Annotated in this window: 15 protein-coding genes, 1 tRNA gene and 1 pseudogene; 8 read left to right on the top strand and 9 right to left on the bottom strand. The window is 65.2% G+C overall.

The window, feature by feature from the left end; all coding sequences use genetic code 11:
- The first annotated feature begins 365 nt into the window (after positions 1–365).
- Positions 366–1,136: a hypothetical protein gene (locus ACM43_RS32615; RefSeq protein ID WP_271545710.1), complete on the top strand. Its 771-nt coding sequence runs from the start codon at positions 366–368 to the stop codon at positions 1,134–1,136.
- A gap of 260 nt (positions 1,137–1,396) precedes the next feature.
- Here ACM43_RS32615 and ACM43_RS32610 read toward each other — a convergent pair whose 3' ends face one another.
- Together ACM43_RS32610 and ACM43_RS32605 are read right to left on the bottom strand one after the other, a co-directional pair.
- Positions 1,397–2,167 (bottom strand): alpha/beta fold hydrolase, encoded by a 771-nt coding sequence (locus ACM43_RS32610; protein ID WP_271545708.1) that lies wholly within the window; start codon positions 2,165–2,167, stop codon positions 1,397–1,399.
- A 155-nt stretch (positions 2,168–2,322) separates the two neighbouring features.
- A complete protein-coding gene (locus ACM43_RS32605; RefSeq protein ID WP_271545705.1) occupies positions 2,323–2,787 on the bottom strand; it encodes an Hsp20 family protein in 465 nt (154 codons plus the stop codon).
- Positions 2,788–2,993: 206 nt separating this feature from the next.
- On the opposite strand from ACM43_RS32605, the gene ACM43_RS32600 reads away from it, so the two are divergent.
- The gene (locus ACM43_RS32600) at positions 2,994–3,941 is read left to right on the top strand and encodes an alpha/beta fold hydrolase (RefSeq protein WP_157282851.1); all 948 of its coding nucleotides are present in this window, start codon (positions 2,994–2,996) and stop codon (positions 3,939–3,941) included.
- A gap of 157 nt (positions 3,942–4,098) precedes the next feature.
- Here ACM43_RS32600 and ACM43_RS32595 read toward each other — a convergent pair whose 3' ends face one another.
- Complete coding sequence (locus tag ACM43_RS32595; protein ID WP_271545703.1) at positions 4,099–6,864, bottom strand: di-heme-cytochrome C peroxidase; 2,766 nt, start codon at positions 6,862–6,864, stop codon at positions 4,099–4,101.
- A 182-nt stretch (positions 6,865–7,046) separates the two neighbouring features.
- Entirely contained in the window at positions 7,047–8,843 is a 1,797-nt protein-coding gene (locus ACM43_RS32590) for an adenylate/guanylate cyclase domain-containing protein (RefSeq protein WP_271545701.1), read from the bottom strand.
- Between the two features lie 221 nt (positions 8,844–9,064).
- Between ACM43_RS32590 and ACM43_RS32585 the strand changes: the two genes are divergently transcribed.
- Positions 9,065–9,697, top strand: coding sequence for a LysE family translocator (locus ACM43_RS32585; protein WP_271545699.1), 633 nt, complete (start codon positions 9,065–9,067; stop codon positions 9,695–9,697).
- A gap of 5 nt (positions 9,698–9,702) precedes the next feature.
- Here ACM43_RS32585 and ACM43_RS32580 read toward each other — a convergent pair whose 3' ends face one another.
- Positions 9,703–10,455: a sulfite exporter TauE/SafE family protein gene (locus tag ACM43_RS32580; protein ID WP_271545697.1), complete on the bottom strand. Its 753-nt coding sequence runs from the start codon at positions 10,453–10,455 to the stop codon at positions 9,703–9,705.
- A 99-nt stretch (positions 10,456–10,554) separates the two neighbouring features.
- Here ACM43_RS32580 and ACM43_RS32575 point away from each other — a divergent pair, with 99 nt between their 5' ends.
- A complete protein-coding gene (locus ACM43_RS32575) occupies positions 10,555–11,445 on the top strand; it encodes a LysR substrate-binding domain-containing protein (RefSeq protein ID WP_271545694.1) in 891 nt (296 codons plus the stop codon).
- A 55-nt stretch (positions 11,446–11,500) separates the two neighbouring features.
- Here the strand turns inward: ACM43_RS32575 and hisN are convergent, their stop codons facing one another.
- Together hisN and ACM43_RS32565 are read right to left on the bottom strand one after the other, a co-directional pair.
- The gene (gene hisN, locus ACM43_RS32570; RefSeq protein ID WP_271545692.1) at positions 11,501–12,283 is read right to left on the bottom strand and encodes a histidinol-phosphatase; all 783 of its coding nucleotides are present in this window, start codon (positions 12,281–12,283) and stop codon (positions 11,501–11,503) included.
- A gap of 539 nt (positions 12,284–12,822) precedes the next feature.
- Entirely contained in the window at positions 12,823–13,713 is an 891-nt protein-coding gene (locus ACM43_RS32565) for an N-formylglutamate amidohydrolase (protein ID WP_036021434.1), read from the bottom strand.
- A gap of 333 nt (positions 13,714–14,046) precedes the next feature.
- Here ACM43_RS32565 and cpdR point away from each other — a divergent pair, with 333 nt between their 5' ends.
- The 3 genes and pseudogenes from cpdR to ACM43_RS32550 all read left to right on the top strand — a co-directional run.
- Positions 14,047–14,406 carry a cell cycle two-component system response regulator CpdR gene (gene cpdR / locus ACM43_RS32560; RefSeq protein ID WP_007597092.1) on the top strand — a complete coding sequence of 120 codons (360 nt, stop codon included), beginning with the start codon at positions 14,047–14,049 and terminating at the stop codon, positions 14,404–14,406.
- 72 nt (positions 14,407–14,478) lie between these two features.
- Positions 14,479–14,553 (top strand) — tRNA-Val (locus tag ACM43_RS32555).
- 58 nt (positions 14,554–14,611) lie between these two features.
- Positions 14,612–14,827 (top strand): annotated as a pseudogene (locus ACM43_RS32550) (L-2-amino-thiazoline-4-carboxylic acid hydrolase); the annotation flags it as partial.
- Positions 14,828–14,999: 172 nt separating this feature from the next.
- On the opposite strand, the gene ACM43_RS32545 reads toward ACM43_RS32550, so the two are convergent.
- Positions 15,000–15,389: an NUDIX hydrolase gene (locus tag ACM43_RS32545; protein WP_442869360.1), complete on the bottom strand. Its 390-nt coding sequence runs from the start codon at positions 15,387–15,389 to the stop codon at positions 15,000–15,002.
- Positions 15,390–15,554: 165 nt separating this feature from the next.
- Positions 15,555–16,646 (bottom strand): enolase C-terminal domain-like protein, encoded by a 1,092-nt coding sequence (locus ACM43_RS32540; protein ID WP_271545689.1) that lies wholly within the window; start codon positions 16,644–16,646, stop codon positions 15,555–15,557.
- Positions 16,647–16,838: 192 nt separating this feature from the next.
- On the opposite strand from ACM43_RS32540, the gene ACM43_RS32535 reads away from it, so the two are divergent.
- The gene (locus tag ACM43_RS32535) at positions 16,839–18,401 is read left to right on the top strand and encodes an adenylate/guanylate cyclase domain-containing protein (protein ID WP_271545687.1); all 1,563 of its coding nucleotides are present in this window, start codon (positions 16,839–16,841) and stop codon (positions 18,399–18,401) included.
- The last annotated feature ends 82 nt before the right edge of the window (positions 18,402–18,483 follow it).

Here is an 18,483-nt window from a genome sequence, read left to right as displayed (position 1 = left end):
CTAGGCGTTCTTCGTCCCCGAGAACGGCTTTGCCTGGTACCTTGCCGGCGCTCGAGAGCACCAGTTCTCGCTGCAATCCCTATGCCGGAACCGCAAGCAAAATGAGACAGTCTTCCTGTCCTAACCATCACCTTGCCAAATTTTTGTCTAGCACACAAGCGCGCGGAAGTCCCGATTCCGCAGAAGTCAATCAATCGCTTTCCAAAAGTTGCGCAGCCCCGGTTTTGAGGCAAACACGCCCTTATCCGGCCCCGCGGGCGCCGAAATCCCAAATGAAGCTTCGGATCAACCCTTCGGAAGGCGCGCCACGCCGCGAGAAGCGAAACAGGGCGGCCACCGGAGGGCCTGACAGGAGCGTCTGGATCATGAAGTTTTTCACAGGATGTGTGGCGGCCGCCGCGTTGGTGCTGGCTGCCAGTGCGGTCCATGCCCAGGTTCCCGCGAGCGGTTTCGCTCGAGGGGCCGTCATCGCGGTCTCGGATTTCGACGGGCCTTACGCGCCGCCGGAGGCCGCCCCGCCGCCGCGTTATGGCTATGGCTATGGCTACGGCTACGAAGAACGCGGCCCGGCACAGGCCTTGCTGCCGTCGACGGAGGTCTACGCGGTGCTGCGCGAAAACGGCTTCTTGCCGCTCGGTATCCCGCGCCTGCGCGGCAGCGTCTACACCATTGCGGTGATCGACCGCCGTGGCGACGATGGCCGGCTGGTGATCGACGCCCGCGACGGGCGGATCATCCGCTTCATGCCTGCCACTGATGCCTATGGCATGGCGCCTTCCTATGACGAACGCGCGGTCGCGCCTTACGGGCCGCAAACCGCACTGCCGCCGCCGACCGTGGTCCGCAGCGGCCCGCCGCGCCCGCCGGCGTCGATCCCGCATGTGGCAAGCCGCACCGTGCCGCTGCCGAAGGCTGCCCCGCGGCGTGCCGAGACGCCGGTCGCCGCGAAGCCGGCCGAGCCTACCGCGCAGCAGGCTCAGGCAGTGCAGGCCCAGCCGGCGCAGCAGGCCGCCGTGGTGCAAGCCAAGCCGGCCGAAGCCGCTCCGCAAGCAATCGCACCAACCGTCGGTCAGGCCAGGCCGGCTCCGACGATCCTGCCGACACAGGACATGCCGGCCGCGCAGGGGCTGGATTAGGGCGACCGGAGTTTGGCGCGACACCGCTCATCACACCGTCGCTGTCGTCCCCGCGAAGGCGGGGACCCATACCGCGTGATCTATCGGTGGGGATGAGGTGCGAGTACCGGACTCCGAGTCTTCGCCAAACCGCTCCCTGGGGTTATGGGTCCCCGCCCCCGTGCGCAATTGCGCACTAGGCGGGGACGACATCTGGGAGAGAGTTGGCCAAGACAAAGGCGCCTGAGCATTCAGGCGCCTTTTCCATTTCGACGATCGCTTCAGCTCCGCGGATATCCCGCCGCATCCAGGATCAGATTCGCCACCTCCTTCGGATGCGACACCAGCGAGAGGTGGCCGGCATCGAGCTCGATCGTGGTCGCGTTCATGCGCTTGGCGAGGAAGCGCTCGAAATCGGGGTTGATGGTGTAGTCGTTCTTCGACACCGCGTACCAGCTCGGCTTGGAGCGCCACGCCGCCTCCGTGGTGCGGCCGGCGAAGATCGAGGCCGCCGTCGGCCATTGCACGGCGTAGAGCTCCTTGGCCTGCTCCGGCTTCACGCCGTTGGCGAAGTACTTCAGGAAGGCGTCTTCCGAGAGCTTGGTGTAGCCGTCGCGCTCGACGATGCCGGCACGCGCCGGCGCGGTCGGAAACTGCTTCGACAGCGCAACGAAATCCTCGTTCGCATCGGGCGCGCGTGCGGCGACGTAGACGAGGCCGGTGACCTTCGGGTCGGTGCCGACCTGGCTGATCACGGTGCCGCCCCAGGAATGCGCGACCAGCACCGTCGGCCCGTCCTGCTCGGCCAGCGCCCGCTTGGTCGTCTCGACGGAGTCGCTGAGCGAGGACAGCGGATTTTGCACGGCCGTCACATGCAGGCCTGCAGCCTGCAGGATCGGGATCACCTCCGACCAGCTCGAGCCGTCGGCCCAGGCGCCGTGCACCAGCACGACGTTCTTCGCCTTGACCGTCTGCGGTGTCTGGGCATGAGCGAGGTTGAGGGGAGCGGCCAAAAGGCTCGCGGCGACGAAAAGGCTGCGCCAGAGTGACATGATCTTCTCCGTGTTTTTGGTTCGATGCCCAAAGGACGGAGACGGGGACGGCGGTGTTACGCCTTCACTGCTCTGTGATGCATTGCAACGAAAAAACGCCCCGGGGCACCGGGGCGTTTTCGCAACCTGGAAGTCGCTGGGTTTGGTCGCCTGGCTCAGGCGGCCTGCGCGGCGGAGTTCTCGATCACCTGCGCCTTGGCGCCGGCGTTGATCGCGATCTGGCGCGGCTTCTTGGCCTCGGGAATCTCGCGAACGAGGTCGACGTGAAGCAGCCCGTTCTCGAGCGAGGCGTCCTTCACCTGCACGAAGTCGGCAAGCTGGAAGGCGCGCTCGAAGGCACGCGCGGCGATGCCGCGGTAGAGCACTTCGGATTTCGAGTTCTCGTTCGCGACCTTCTCGCCCTTGATCGTCAGCGTGTTTTCCTTGGCCACGATGGAGAGCTCATCCTTGGCAAAGCCCGAAACCGCAACGGTGATGCGGTAGGCGTTCTCGCCGGTGCGCTCGATGTTGTAGGGGGGATAACCGGGGCTGCCGTCGGAGCTGGTCTGGTCGAGCAGGTTGAAGAGACGGTCGAAGCCGACGGTGGAACGATAGAACGGAGTGAGATCGTAGGTACGCATGGTCAAGTCCTCCATTGAGCGACTGTTGGTAACCCGCCCGCCAACCGGGCCGGGCTTTAGTCTGTGTGCAGCCTGATGTTCCGGTTCCGAAACACTGGTAGCGGCCTGCACGAAGATGATATGGGTGGAACGAGACGGCGTTCAAGAGGGCGGGACAGGCGCCTTTTCGGCGCTTTGGCCCCTTGATTTGCAGCACTTCCCGCCCAATGACGCTGGTCTCGATTCCCGCCAATCCCGTCCCCGAAAACGTCGTCAGCGGCACCATCAAGACCCCTGATGGCGTCGAGCTGCGCTTTGCGCGCTGGGCGCCGCCGGCGGGCCGCAAGGGCACGGTCTGCGTCTTCACCGGGCGCAGCGAGCAGATCGAGAAGTATTTCGAGACCGTGCGCGATCTGCGCGACCGCGGCTTTGCGGTGGCGATGATCGATTGGCGCGGGCAGGGCCATTCGTCGCGCCGCCTGCGCGATCCGCGCAAAGGCTATGTGCGCGACTTCGCCGATTTCGAGATCGACGTCGAGACCTTCGTGCAGCAGGTGGTGCTGCCGGATTGCCCGCCGCCATTCTTCGCGCTCGCCCATTCCATGGGCGGCACGGTGCTGCTGCGCGTGGCGCATGCCGGCAAGCGCTGGTTCGACCGCATGGTGCTGTCTGCGCCGATGATCGACCTGCCCGGGCGCACCACCTCGCTGCCGGTGCGTGCGCTGCTCAAGACGATGCGCCTGCTCGGGCAGGGCGGCCGCTACGTTCCCGGCGGCAGCGACCGCCTCACCGGGCTCGAACCCTTCATCAACAATCCCTTGACCAGCGATCCCGTCCGCTATGCGCGCAACGCCGCGATCCTGGAGGAAGACCCGACGCTTGGCCTAGCCTCGCCGACGGTCGCCTGGGCCGATACCGCCTTCCGCGCGATGCACACCTTCAAGCGCGTGAACTACCCCTCACAGATCCGCCAACCGATCCTGATGCTGGCGGCCTCCAACGATACCGTGGTCTCGACCGCGGCGATCGAGGAATTCGCCTATCATTTGCGCGCCGGCTCCCATCTCGTGATCGCCGGTGCCAAGCACGAGATCCTCCAGGAGCAGGACCGCTACCGCGCGCAGTTCTGGGCCGCCTTCGACGCCTTCGTGCCGGGCACGCCACTGTTCAAGTGAGAAGACGGTGCGCTCCCTCGCCCCGTTCTTACGGGGAGAGGGTTGGGATGAGGGGCCTCTCTCCGCACGCGAGATCGTCGAGAGACCGGTACCCCCTCACCCGGATCGCAAGAGCGATCCGACCTCTCCCCGCAAGCGGGGAGAGGTGAAAAGCAGCTTACAGCGTCTTCAGATACTCGATCAGGTCGTAGCGCTCGGCGTCGTCCTTGAACATGCGGCCGATGACGCCGGGACGCTTTGGCTCGCCGTCCTTGCGCTCGAAGGAATGGCCGAGCACGCTGTTGCCCTGGATCGGCTTGCCGTCGGAGCCGGTCGCGGAGAACTCCGTTTCACCGGTCTTGCAGCGCTCGTCGGCGGCGACTGCGAAACCGACGGTGTCGGGGTCGTAGTCGCGGCGGCCCATGCAGAATTTTTGCGGACGCTCGTTCTGCGGCTTCAGCAGCCAGTACAGCGAAGGCACCGAGCCGTTGTGCAGGTAAGGCGCAGTGGCCCAGATGCCGTTCAAGGGCCTCGCGCGATAGCGCGGATCGGGCGCGGGATTGAGACAGTTCTTGCGCGCGAGATTCCACATCTGCGCCCGTTCGGCCTCGGGGATGTTCTCGTCGTCCATCCATTTGCGGGCGACGAGGTCGACCACCGTCATGAGGCCGAGCGCATAGACCATCTCGTTGGGCGAAGCGCTCGCAGTCGGGATCTCGCACTGCCACCATGTCTGCAGGTCGGCCGTGTTGACCTTCAGAAAGCCGGGCACGTCGACGGTCCGCTTGCTGAGAACCAGGGACTGCTCGGGATCGGTCTTGATCTCGTCGAGCGGGATCGTGACCGCATTCAGCACCTTGCTGTCGCCGCTCGGCTCCCAGCGCTTCGACGACCAGAAGGCCGGGGTGTTGATGTCAGGCAGATGGCATCCGGAGCACATCTCCGCGTAGATGGCGCGGCCGCGCTCGACGCGGTCGGGCTTCAGCTTCCAGGCATCGCCGAGGATGTGCGAGGGCCATTTCGGTGCGAGCAGGCCGCCGAACTTCGGACCATCAGCCGCCTTGAATGGATCGGGGCCTCTCAGCATGTCCTCGATCCAGCCGAGCGTCCTGATGTTCACCGAGGAGCGCCATAGCCTGTCCTGTGGATAGGCGTCGGACAAATTGAGCAGCGCCGTGACGCCGAGGGCTTCGCCGGCGTTGCGGATCAGCGGCTGCTCGATCGAGGCGTCGTATTGGGCGAACTTGAACCAGGGCACCGTCCAGATCGCGGGATAGCTGACCGGCGCGTCCTGGGCGTGCAGGTTCTTCTCGAATCCCTTGACCCCGCTCATTGCAAGGTCCTGCGAAAACACCTGGTTGCCGATGCGGTTGAGGGCATCGAGCCGGCCGAACCCTTCCTCGGTGTCCTGCTGCTGCTTGCCGTCCCAGGTCGTCTTGCCTTCGATCGTTTTCTCGTAGGTCTTGGCCCAGTCGATCAGGAAGCTGCCGATCGTGCTCAGCTTCTGCTTGAGCGCAGCGCGGTCCGCCTTGCTGGCGTCGGGGCCGAGCACGCGATCGGCGAAACGCTGGAAGCGGAACGGGACGTACAGCGTGTAGGCGATCGACAGGCCGGTCGCGAGCTCGAGCTTCTTCAGGTCGGTCATCGCCGGGCCGCCGTCGAAGCGGACGTCGACGCCCTGGTAATGGATCTGGCCGGTATGACAGGCGGCGCAGGTCAGTCCGATCATGTCGTCCTCGCGGCGGCTCGTCGCGGGATCGACCACGCCGGTCATGCGCGCGAAGCCGACCGGCAGGCCGTCGACGTTCTCCGCCGGCGTCCAGCGCGTCGACCAGTCCGACGCTTGCGTGGTCTCGTAGACATTGGCGTAGCCGAAGCGGCGCAGCGTCGCCGTGTCGACCTGGACCGATTGCGGGCTCGGGATGAAGCCGAAGCGCTCGAGATAGGCGCTGTCCTTGATCAGGCCCGGCTTGGAGAACAGGTGGAGCCGCGGCTGCTCCAGCGCCACGAACCACTCATAGGGCACCGGGAACGTCGCGGTGCCCTGGCTGGCGTGGTGGAACCAGTGCCGGTCCTTCAGCGACCAGTTTTGCTCGAGCCAGTAAGCAGCCTTGGTTTCGGGCATCGCCGGCAGGGGCGGCGGCAGGAGATTCACCAGCACGCCCTTCTGCGGCAGCATGGCGCGAACCTGGTTGGGGAATTCGGCGACCGCGACCAGGGCGGCGAGGCCAAGGCCGATGACGAGCGCCGTGAGCGCGACCGCCCAGCGAAAGCGGAGCTGGCAGGACGACAGCAGCGGCTGCGACACGATGCGCTGGTTGATGCGGTCGGGGAATTGGCGCTGTTCGAACAGCGTGCGCACGTCGGCCATGCTGAGATAGCGCTCTTCGCCCTGCTTGCCCTTGCCGATGATCTTCAAAAGTATGGGCCATTCGAACTTCATCAGCAGCGGGTAGTACCAGCGAGCGGCGCTGCCGGCGCGCTTGAGGTTGTCGCGCATGAAGGTCTTGATTTCCGCGGCGTTGAGGCCGGGCTCGCTGCTGCCGGTGTTCGGGTCGGTGTAGCTCCGGCCGAAGCTCGCGAGCCGCGCGATCTCGTCCTCGTCGACCTTGCCGTCGACGCCGAGGATGCGCGAACCGGCGCCGCGCTTGTCCAGCGGGCCGCCGCGCAGCGCGTCGAGCTGCGCGCCCGAAAAGATGCTCTTGAGAATGTGCTTGACGCCGTTGGCGATCATCGCGACGCCGCGGACCTGGATGCGGGCCGAGACCTTCTTCAGCCCCGTCTCGCCGGTCGCATTGGCGATGGTCTGCGACAGCGTGTTGAGCGGGACGGTGCCGCCCTCGACGAAGCCTTCGCCGACGAGGCCGCGCAGGAACGGGCAGGGATTGTTCGGCGAGACTGGAATCGAGGGATCGAGGGGCGGCTTCGAAGCGGGGTGATGCATGGCCCAAATCCTGAAAGCAGCGAATCTTGAAAAGCAGGCGCGCTGTTAGAGCGCGGAAAGTCCTAACAAACCGACAGCACGATATACTACTTCAGCGTGTGACGAGTGTGGCCCATTTCACTGTCGTGTCAACACGAGCAGGCGGTCGCACCGGAACCACGTCGGGCCTGCGGCCCTTTCGCTCAGGATTCGGCGGCCCGTCTCACGTCGCTCTGCACCAGCGTCAGCTTGCCGAGCGGTACGCCGGCCTTCAGCAGCCCCTCGCGATAATGGGCGATATCCTCGGGCCGCTTCCAGTGGAAGTTGCGCAAGTGCCTGTCGACGTTCAGCATTGGATAATTTGCCATCAGCACGCTCACGGCTTCGCTGGCCTCGTCGCTTCGCCCGAGCTGCGCCAGCGCCGCGGCGCGGATCGCCAGCGCCTGCATGTGATTTGGGTTGATGTAGAGCTGCTCGCGGGCCCACGACAGCGTCGCGTCATATTGGCGCAGAAGATAATGACTGAACGCGTTCAGCGCCGCCCATTGGTAGCGCGGGTCGCTGTTGTCGCGCTGCGACGCCATCGAGAACAGCTCGATCGCCTCGCGATGCTCGCCGATCATGAAATGGCAGATGCCAAGCACGCCGCGCGCGCCATTGTCGTAAGGATTGAGCGCGACCGCGCGCTTGGCGGCGTCCATTGCCGCCTCGTGATGCCCCTCCAGCGAATGGGCCCAGGACAGGATCGAGAACGCGAAGGAGGAGCGCGGGTCGAGCCGCACGCTGGTCTCGGCGAGGTTCATCGCCTCGGCCCACATCTCGCGCGTGCCCTTGACCCAGCCGAACTGGATGCTCTGGATCTGGATCGTGGCGAGATAGGCATGCGCGATCGACAGCTTGGGATCGAGCCGGATGGCTTCGCGGAATAGCTCGACGGCGGTAGCCAGATCCTCCTTGGTCTGCCTGTAGTAATGCGAAAGCCCCTTGAGGAAACGGTCCCAGGCGGAGATGTCGGTCGAGAGCCGCGCCGGCGCCGAGGCCTCGGCGCGGACGATCTCGGTGGCGATTGCGGCGGACAAATTGGTGGTGATCTCGTCCTGCATCGCGAACAGGTCGCCGATGTCGCGGTCGTAGCGGCCGGTCCAGAGCTGCTCGCCGGTCTCTGGCGCGATCAGCTCGGCGGTGACGCGGATCTTGGCGCCGGCGCGCCGCACCGAGCCCTGGATCAGATAGGTGGCGTCGATCTCGCGCGCGATCAGCCGGGTGCCCACATTCTTGCCCTTGAAGGCGAAGGTCGAGTTGCGGCTCAGCACCCGATAGAAGGATTGCAGCGATAGCGCGTGGATCAGGTCCTCGGTGAGGCCGTCGGAGAAATATTCGTCCTGGGCGTCGCTGAGATTGGCAAAGGGCAGCACGCCGACGATCGCGGTGCGGTACTGCTGCGACAGCGCCGAGGCCTCACGAAGCTCGGGGGCAAGCGCCGGCGCGCCCTCGGGCGTCCAGGTAAAGACCCCGATCGCATCCTTGATGTTCTTGAAGCGATGGTTGCCGGCATCGGTCAGCGGCACGGTGAGATGCTTGCTCGCCTCCCGGTAGGCCTTGGCCGAGATCGCGAAGCCGCCGGGGCTCGCCACCGATTCCAGGCGGACGGCTATGTTGACGTCGTCGCCGAAGACCTCGTCCTCGTCGGCGATGACGTCGCCCATGTGGATGCCGAGTCGGAACTGCATGGCGCGGTCGGCCGGCAGATGGCGGTTGCGTTCGGCCATCAGCGTCTGCATCGCGATCGCCGCCTCGGTGGCGCCGACGATGGAGGCGAATTCCAGCAGGAAGCCGTCGCCGGTGTTCTTCACGACGCGGCCGCCGTGATTGAGGATGATCGGATGGATCGCGGCGCGATGGGCCTTGAAGGCGGCATGGGTGCCGGCCTCGTCGCTGCCCATCATGCGCGAATAGCCGGCGACATCGGCGCAGACGATGGCGGCCAGACGTCTTTCCATATCCTCAAAGCTCCAAGGGATCAGGTGACCGGCCACAGCGTGGCGGTTGCCGCGAATCCTGCATTTCAAGAACCCCGCCTTTATAGAGCAGATGCGCCGCAGCGGAAGCATGATCCGCATTGCAAATTCGAGGTAAATCCTGCGCAATCCCGGCAGTGGACGGGAACGGGCGAACCGACTAAGCGGAACCAGGACCGCCAGGACGGCAGCGGAGGACCTTCATGCTGGGCATTCACGAGATCGGGCTTTTCATCCTCTCGGGCGTGCTGCTCAACATCACGCCAGGGCCGGATTCGGTTTACGTGATCGGCCGCAGCATGCAGATGGGCTGGCGGGGCGGCGCCGCTGCCGCCTTGGGCATCAGTTGCGGCTGCTTCGTCCATGTCGCGGGCGCGGCGATCGGGCTTTCGGCTCTGCTGATGGCCTCGTCCACGGCCTTCTCGATCCTGAAGCTGGTCGGCGCGGCCTATCTCGTCGTGACCGGTCTCCAGATGCTGTGGTCGCGCCCGGCGCTGGCTGCAAGCATCGACGAGCCGGCGCGGAGCTCATTGCAGCGGGTCTTCCTCCAGGGCGTCTTCACCAACGCGCTCAATCCGAAGGTCGCGCTGTTCTTCCTGGCCTTTCTGCCGCAATTCGTTGCAGCCGATGCCCCGCACAAGCCGCTCGCCTTCCTGACGCTCGGCCTGATCTTCATCTTCACGGGGACACTGTGGTGCCTGGTGCTGGCGGCGTTCGCCGCCAGAGCCGCCTACCGGCTGCGGCAGTCCGAGGGCGCGATCGCCTGGGTCAACCGCGCTCTCGGCGGCCTCTTCGTCTATCTCGGCATCCGCGTCGCCATGCTGGAGACACGGTAGCTCGTTCAAGCGAATTCCGTCGCCAGCGCGCTGCCGGCCAGATACAGGCCGAGCAGGATCATCGCGATCAGGAACCAGCGGCGAAACGCCTCCGCCGGCATTCGCGCCCGCACCGATTGGCCGACGAACATGCCGGCGAAGGCCATGGCGAGGCCCACGGCGCCCGGCACGACATTGGCGGGCGTGAGCAGTCCGACCGCGGTCAGGTTGAAGGCGAGCGCCAGCGTCGCGGTGGTGAAAAACACCCCGAGCGCCTGCACCAGCTCGTCCTTTTCCATGCCGATCGCCTGCATGAACGGCATCGACGGAATCACCTGCACGCCTGTGGAGGCCGAGATCACGCCGGTGATGATGCCGACCACGCCGCCGACCCATTTCTCGTTCTCGGGCGCGACGCGGAACTGGAACTTGTTCAGGCCGATCACGGCGTAGACGACGAGCAGGGCGCCGAGCACGATCGTGCCGTAGCGCGCATGCGGCCCGGTCAGCGCGCCGGCGTTGAGCCAGCAGCCGACCACGGTGCCGATCATCAGCGGCCACAGCCGCCGCAGGATATCGCGCAGATAAGGACCAACGAAGGTCTGCCAGATGTTGGTGACGATGGCGGGAACGATGACGATGGCGATGGCGCGGCTCGGCGCCATGCTCACGGCGAGCAGGCCCATCGACACCGTCGGCAGGCCGAGCCCGACCACGCCCTTGACGAATCCGGCGAGCAGGAACACGGCGGCGATGAGGATGAGCAGCGGGTCGATCATGCCAGCACATTGACCGAAGCCGCGCGGGGGCACAATCTGGAGGTTACGGAGAGAGCCTTCGGCCTCAACGAAGGCTCAGGGAGCTCAGGGAGACATCGCATGCGCTTCGACCTGGTCGATCTCCAGCTCTTCATCGCGGTCGCCGACCAGCGAAGCATCACCCGCGGCGCGGAGCGATCACATCTCGCCCTGGCCTCGGCCAGCGCGCGTATCAAGGGGCTCGAGGATGCGCTCGGCGTCGCGCTGCTCAAGCGCGGGCGTCGCGGCGTCGAGTTGACCGCGGCCGGCGAGAGCCTGCTCGATCATGCCAGGCTCGTGATCCATCAGATCGACGCCATGCGCGGCGATCTCGCCGGCTTTGCCAGTGGCGTGCGCGCCAGCGTGCATTTCCTCGCCAACACGTCGGGCCTGTCGGAGCATCTGCCGAGGGCACTGGCCGGCTTCCTGCGCGAACATCGCGACGTCGCCATCGACATCGAGGAGCGCGAGAGCACCGACATCGCGGCGGCGATCACCGCCGGCGCTGCCGATCTCGGCTTCGCCGCCGAGCACGCCCTGCCTGAGCATATCGAGCGTTTCCGCTTCAGCGAGGACCGCCTGACGCTGGTGACGTCGAAACGCGGGCCGTTCGCCGGCCGCCGCCAGATCGACTTTCAGGAGGCAGGGACTTGCGACTTCGTCGGCCTGACCAGCGCCACCGCGCTCCAGATGCACATCTCGAAGCACGCCGCGCGGCTCGGCATGCGGCCGCATTTCCGCGCGCGCCTGCGCGACTTCGACGCGATCTGCCAGATGGTCGCGGCCGATGTCGGCGTGGCGCTGGTGCCCGAAGCCGCGGCCCGCCGCTGCGCCAGGACCATGCCGCTCGCCATGGTCCGCCTGCGCGATGCCTTCGCCAACCGCCGCCTCGTGATCTGCGCGCGCAGCTTCAAGGCGCTGCCAAGGCCGGCCAAGCTGCTGGTGGAGCATCTCAGGGCCGAGGCGGTGTGAGCTGGTTGTACGCTGGCGCGCGCGCTTGATCGGCTTCGTCGAGGCGTGAGAGTCGTTATTGGTTCAAAAGCTTCAACGCTGCCTCGTGCACCCGCGCGTCGCCGGCCGCGACGATGCGGCCGCCGCCCTGGGCCGGCTTGCCTTCCCAGGTGGTGACGACGCCGCCGGCGCCGGTCACGATCGGGATCAGCGCCGCGATGTCGTAGGGCTTCAGCTCGGTCTCGACCACGAGGTCGACGTGGCCCGCGGCAAGCATGCAATAGGAGTAGCAGTCGCCGCCATAGCGCGACAGCCGCGCGCTCTTCTCGATGCGGCCGAAGATGGCGCGGTCGCTCTCGTTCATCAGCAGGGGGCTGGTGGTGTAAGTCGTGGCCTCCGACAGCGAAGCGCAGCGGCGGACCTGGAGCCGGCGCTCGCCCGACGGCCCTTTATAATTGGCCGAACCGTTGTCGCCGGAAAAGCGCTCGCCGATGAAGGGCTGGTGCATCATGCCGAACACCGGCGTGCCCTTGTGCAACAGCGCGATCAGCGTGCCCCAGATTGGAAAGCCGCCGATGAAGGATTTGGTGCCATCGATGGGGTCGAGCACCCAGACGTAGTCGGCGTCCTCGCGCTCGTTGCCGAATTCCTCGCCGACGATGCCGTGCTGGGGGAAGTTGGCCTTGATCAGCCGCCGCATCACCGCCTCCGCGGCGCGGTCGGCCTCCGTCACGGGGTCGAAATCCTTGGTCTTGCTCTTGTCGTCGATCGACAGCGAGGTGCGGAAGAACGGCAGGATGGTTTCGCCGGAGGCGGTGGCGAGCCGACCGATGAAGGCGGAGAAGTCGATCACCGTCACAGGCGAAATCCTCGAAGCGAAGTTGGAGAGCTTGCCTCCTGCCTAGCTCAATTCGCCTGCCGCGTGCAGCGCTGTCTTGGCGTTGCGCCCTGGTATTTTGGATGCCGCGGCGGGCTGCCCCATTCCAGTCATCTGCTGGCCAAATATCGATCATGGAGTTGAAATCTTAGTTCCGACCTTGCCTTGTTCGTATGCAAATGACTATCAACCCATTGAATTTCCTTATCAAAGAAACTGAATCTGGGTTTCCATAGAAGCAACTGAGCCATGTGCGATTTGCATGGGAAACCGCGCAAAAGCCCTTGCACTTTGTGCGGCGCGGTCGCATATTGTTGCGGTGCGGTAGCGCCTCGCGTTACCGCTGCCCTCCTTGGGCGTTTCCTCCCTAGACTTGGGCCGCTTGCGTCATTCGCGAGCGGCCCTTTTTTCTGAGCCCCGCCGTTTTCATTTCGCGCGCGCAAGCTTGCGAAGCGAAAACGCAGTCGCGCGCAAAGCTTCTTCGTCTCAGAAGGCCTCGTCGTTTCGGAGGAAGCTGCGTCCTATTCCGCCGCGGCCTGGAATGGGCCGAGATCGGCGAACGGAATCGTGGTCGCCAGCACGTCGGCGAGAACGCCGAAGTCGGAGGCCACTTGCGCAAAGCGAGCGCTGCGCTCGCGCCGCCGCTCGTCCATGTAGATCGCGCGGTTGAGCTCGAGCTGCACGGCGTGCAGGCCGCTCGCGGGATTGCCGTAATGCTCGGTGATGAAGCCGCCGGCATAGGGCTTGTTGCGGCCGATCGAATAGCCGAGCCCGCTCATGGTCTCCTCGACGCGATCGGGCAAGAGCGGCGTGCAGCTGGTGCCGTAGCGATCGCCGATCACGACGTCGGGCCTGCGCGGCTCGTCCCTGCTGACGCCGACCGACGGCATCGAGTGGCAGTCGACCAGCACCACCGTGCCGAACATCTGGTGCACCTTGTTGATCAGCCGGCGCAGCGCGCGATGGTAGGGCTTGTACAGCGTCTCGATCCGCCCCAGCGCATCGTCGACCAGGAGGCGGTCGCGATAGATCTCCTGGCCGTCGCCCACCACGCGCGGAATGGTGCCGAGGCCGCCCGCGACGCGCATCGAGCGGGTGTTGGCGAAGCTCGGCAGCCGGCCGGTGAACATGCGCGGGTCCAGCTCATAGGGCTCGCGGTTGACGTCGACATAGGAGCGGGGAAAGTTGACACGCACCGTCGGAAAGCCGCGCGCGCTCAGATGGCCGATCAGCTCGTCCATGAACGAATCTTCCGACCGCCGCAGCGTGGGCAGGTCGATCCGCGACGCCGCCAGGAATTCCTCAGGATAGGTCGAGCCGGAATGTGGCGAGTTGAAGATGACGGGCGCGCGCCATTCGGCAGGCTCGAAGATCTCGAAGGCTGGCGACATGTCGCCGTCAAAGCGGGTCATCTTCTCAGGCTTCGTCCCTTCGTGCCGTCCGATCCGGACAAGCTCCGGGTCCAATGATTCGGCCGATCTCGCGGCTCTTATGTGTCGTCATTGTCCGGAATCGCAACCATTCTGCCAAGCGAAAAGATGTGATGGCCTCTTGGAACAGATCTTAACCGTGCGGCCAGCGGGAAGGGGACGCGCCGGTCCGGCTCGATTGATTCAGACCTCATTCCGGTCCACAAAGAGCCGGCGGCGGGGCCGGCGCAGGGTTAAGATTTTCACCCCAAATTTACCCTCTGTCGGGCTTAGTGACCTCTGCTGATATCCTCTGGGGATTCGACGTTTCCTGCCATGCCAAAGATCCTGCTCGCCGAAGACGACAACGACATGCGCCGTTTCCTGGTCAAGGCGCTGGAAAACGCCGGTTTTCAGGTCTCGTCCCACGACAACGGCATGGCCGCCTATCAGCGGCTGCGGGAAGAGCCGTTCGAGATGCTGCTGACCGATATCGTGATGCCGGAAATGGACGGCATCGAGCTCGCCCGCCGGGCCTCGGAACTCGACCCCGACATCAAGATCATGTTCATCACTGGCTTTGCCGCGGTCGCCCTGAACTCGGATTCGGACGCCCCCAAGAACGCCAAGGTGCTGTCCAAGCCGGTGCATCTGCGCGAATTGGTCAGCGAAGTGAACAAGATGCTGGCGGCCTAAATCGGCCCCGTTCCGTCCTTGCGCAGGGTCCCGTGAGCCGTTATAGGGACCCCACCGATGAAATGACCTCTAGGGCACGTAGCTCAGCGGGAGAGCACTACCTTGACATGGTAGGGGTCACAGGTTCGATCCCTGTCGTGCCCACCATCCTTCGCTCGCGATAGCAGAGTGAAGGATGCCGCGCCGAAGCGCAACGGGCGCGGCGGACGCGTTCGCCTTCGACGTGACGCGCTGCGCCTATGCCGAATTCTACAAGGCCCTCGGCGAGCCCGAACTCGGCTTCCTGCTGATCTGCACCGCGGACTTTGCCACCGCGGAAGGTTTTGGTCCCGACATCAGGCTCACGCGCACGCAGACTATCATGCAAGGCGCCTCCCATTGCGATTTCCGCTACAAGCGCGATGGAGGCGGATCACAGTGACGGCAACGATGCAGGCATGCTGTCGCCCCACATTCCGTCATTGCGAGCGCAGCGAAGCAATCCAGAGTCTTTCGGCGACGGGATTCTGGACTGCTTCGCGGAGCCTGTCATCGGCCGTGCGTTTCGCGCGGACCCGGTGGCTCGCAATCACGACATGGAGGCAGTGCGCGCCTCAGGATGACGGAACGTCGAGTTTGCTCCCGAGCAGCAAGTCTTTCAGCCCCGTCGGATAGAGCCTCGGCCCGCCGTCCAGATCGAGATCGGCAAGGTCGAACCACCGCGCGACGATTTGCTCTCCGTTGTCCTCGCGGAAGTCGATGCGCTCCTGGCCGGCGAATGCGCCATCCGGAAACGCGACCTCCGCGATGAACATCACCTCGTGCCCGGTCGATGCCTCGTGCACAAAAATGTTCTCAATCACCAGCGGCTCGCCCACGATGCTGACGTCGATGCCGAGCTCTTCGTTGAATTCCCGCACCAAGGCCGCGCGCCAGCTCTCGCCGAACTCGATCTCGCCGCCGAGCGGGCGCACGCCCTTGATCCGCCCCGCATCGTCGCGCACCTCGGCCGCCAGCAGCCGCCCGCCGCGCCAGTGCAGGCCGATCGCGACGACGCGGATATGGGGGATGGGGGCGCCATGTGGTCATGGCGGATCGTTAATCCGTGTCGCATGCTTTCGCAACGAGGGAGGAGATGGTGTGCTTGCAATGGCGAGATGAGAGACCCGTCACTCCACCAGATACTTCCTCACCGCCGCCTCGTCCCACGCAATCCCGTTGCCCGGCTCCTCGCTCGGCAGCGCAAAGCCGTCCCTGATCTGCAGCCGCGTTGCCAGCACCGCGTCGGCCCAGTCGACATATTCCAGCCAATGCGCGGTCGGCGTCACGCAGAGCAGATGCGCGCTGACCTCAGAGAACAGGTGCGACGACATCTCGATGCCGGCGGCATGGGCAAGCGATGCGGCTCGCAGCCAGCCGGTGACGCCGCCGATGCGCTGGACGTCAGGCATCACGTAGTCGCAGGCTTCCGCCGAGAGCGCGGCTTGCATGGAAAACGCGCTGTCGAAGTTCTCGCCGATCTGGACCGGCGTCTGCAGCGCGTCGGCAATGCGGGCGCAGCCGGCATGATCGTCGTGGCGGATCGGCTCCTCGATCCAGCTGAGGCCCTCGTCGTCGAGCATCTCACCGCGGCGGATCGCTTCGGTGACCGTCAGCGCCTGATTGTAGTCGCACATCAGCGTGACCTCGTCGCCGACGGCCTTGCGCACCGCGCGCACGACGGCGAGATCCTCCCGCGCATCGCTTCGGCCGACGCGGATCTTTGCGGCGTGAAACCCCTCGGCCAGCAGCTTGTGGGCTTCCTCCACCGCGGCGCCCGCCGGCATGATGCCGAGCCCTTTCGAATTGTAGGCGCGCACCGGCTTCGGCGCGCCGCCAAGCAGGCGGGCGAGCGGCAGGCCGCGCGTGCGCGCCAGCGCGTCCCATGCCGCCATGTCGATGCCGGATTGCGCCAGCCGCTGCAGGCCGGCGAGGCCCAGCAGCGTGAAACGCTGGCTCAGCTTGCGTTCGATCTCGAACGGCAGCAGCTCGTCGCCGGTGACGAGGTCTGACATCTCCGTGACCATCGCCGCCAGCGGCTTCAAGGCCGAGGGCGTGAGCGAGAACAGATAGGAATGGCCCACCGCGCCCTGATCGGTCTCGCAGTCGATCAGCACCAGCGGCGCCTTGGCGACCGCCCCGGTCGCGGTCTGGAGCGGCAGGTTCATCGGCACGATCACGGGACGCGCCTGGAAGCGCTTGATGCGGATGGTCTCGGTCATGGGCGTCTCCCGGCGGCGCGGATGCGGGTCGGCGCCGATCTTAAGCATCCGTGATCAAACGAAAAGCCGCTTGCTGCGACCACCATCAAATGGGGTTGCGCCGGCCGGCAATTCTTGGCTCTGTGCCGCCGCATGCTTTGTCTCGGATTCCGGAAGGATTTGCGACAAATTCGCACACAACGGAGCCACGACGTGAAACAAGCGATCTCCGAAGAACAGCGCAAGAGCGGCGTCCTCACGGGTGCTGCGATCGTCTTCCTCCTGCTCGCCCTTCCGGTCGCGGTGTGGCTGGACCTGACCGAGCTCAGCAAAACGGCGCTGCGGCGCCAGGCGATCGATCTCAATTCGGTGATCACGAGCGTGCGCAGCTACTACGCCTCCAACGTGGTCGGGCGCGTGCTCGCCAACCCCAACGGCAGCACCAAGGTCGTGCACAATTATGAATCCGTGCCTGGCGCGATCCCGATCCCCGCGACGCTGTCGCTGGAGCTCGGCCGGGTGATCGGCGCCCAGCAGGAGAACATCACCTACCGCTTCGTCTCGGACTTCCCGTTCCAGAACCGCGCCCCGCATCAGCTCGACAAGTTCGAGAAGGATGCGCTGGAGGCGCTGCGGAAAGATCCCGAGCAGAAGATCGTGGAGACCGAGACCTCGCTGTTCAACGACAAGGTCCGTCTCGTTGCCCCCGTTACGATGGGGCCGGCTTGCGTCAGCTGCCACAACAGCCATCCCGAGAGCCCGAAGAAGGACTGGAAGGTAGGGGATGTCCGCGGCATCCAGGAGGTGATCATCGCCCAGCCGATTGCCGCCAACATCTTCTCGTTCAAGTTCCTGCTGGCCTATTTCGTGATCGCCGCCGGGAGCGGACTGGCGTTCCTGTCATTGCAGCGCCGTCAGGCGCGCCGCATCAAGAACATGAACAAGGAGCTCGAATCCGCCAATGACTTCCTGGCCTCGCTGTCGATGAAGATCTCGCGCTACATCCCGCCGCAGGTCTACAAGAGCATCTTCTCGGGCCAGAAGGACGTCACCATCCATACCGAGCGCAAGAAGCTCACCATCTTCTTCTCCGACATCCAGAACTTCACCGCCACCGCCGAGCGGCTGCAGCCGGAGCAGCTGACACAGTTGCTCAACGAATATTTCACGGAGATGTCGGCCATCGCCCACGAATATGGCGGCACCATCGACAAGTTCATCGGCGACGCCATGCTGATCTTCTTCGGCGACCCCGAGACCAAGGGCGATCGCGCCGATGCACAGGCCTGTCTGCAGATGGCCTGGCGCATGCAGCAACGCCTTGCCGAGCTGAACGCGAAATGGCGGGCGTCCGGCATCGAGCAGCCGTTCCGCTCGCGCATGGGCATCAACTCGGGCTATTGCAATGTCGGCAATTTCGGCAGCGCCGACCGGATGGACTACACCATCATCGGTGCGGAGGCGAACCTCGCCGCGCGCCTGCAATCGATCGCCGAGCCCGGCGGCATCGTGCTGAGCTACGAGGCCTTCGCCCTCGTTAGCGACATCGTCCGCGCCCATGCGCTGCCCGCGATCACGATGAAGGGCATCAGCCGCGAGGTCATTCCCTATTCGGTCGACGCGCTGAACGACAAAGCTGCGGAGAACAGCGGCATCATCACCGAACGCGCGCCGGGCCTCGAGCTCTATCTCGACCCCGCCGTGGTGAAATCAGGCGACGCTGCGCGCGTCCGCTCGCTCCTGGAGAACGCGCTGGCCTCGCTGAAGCCGGCGTGAGGGGGCTCTTACCCTCCCCTGGAGGGCAGGGGAATCGCATGTAATCCTAAGGCATTGCGATTTGGAGAGAAATCGATTCTGA

Source organism: Bradyrhizobium sp. CCBAU 45321 (genome assembly GCF_028128975.1).
GTDB classification, from domain to species: Bacteria; Pseudomonadota; Alphaproteobacteria; order Rhizobiales; family Xanthobacteraceae; genus Bradyrhizobium; species Bradyrhizobium yuanmingense.
This window is presented reverse-complemented; position numbering and strand designations above follow the sequence as displayed.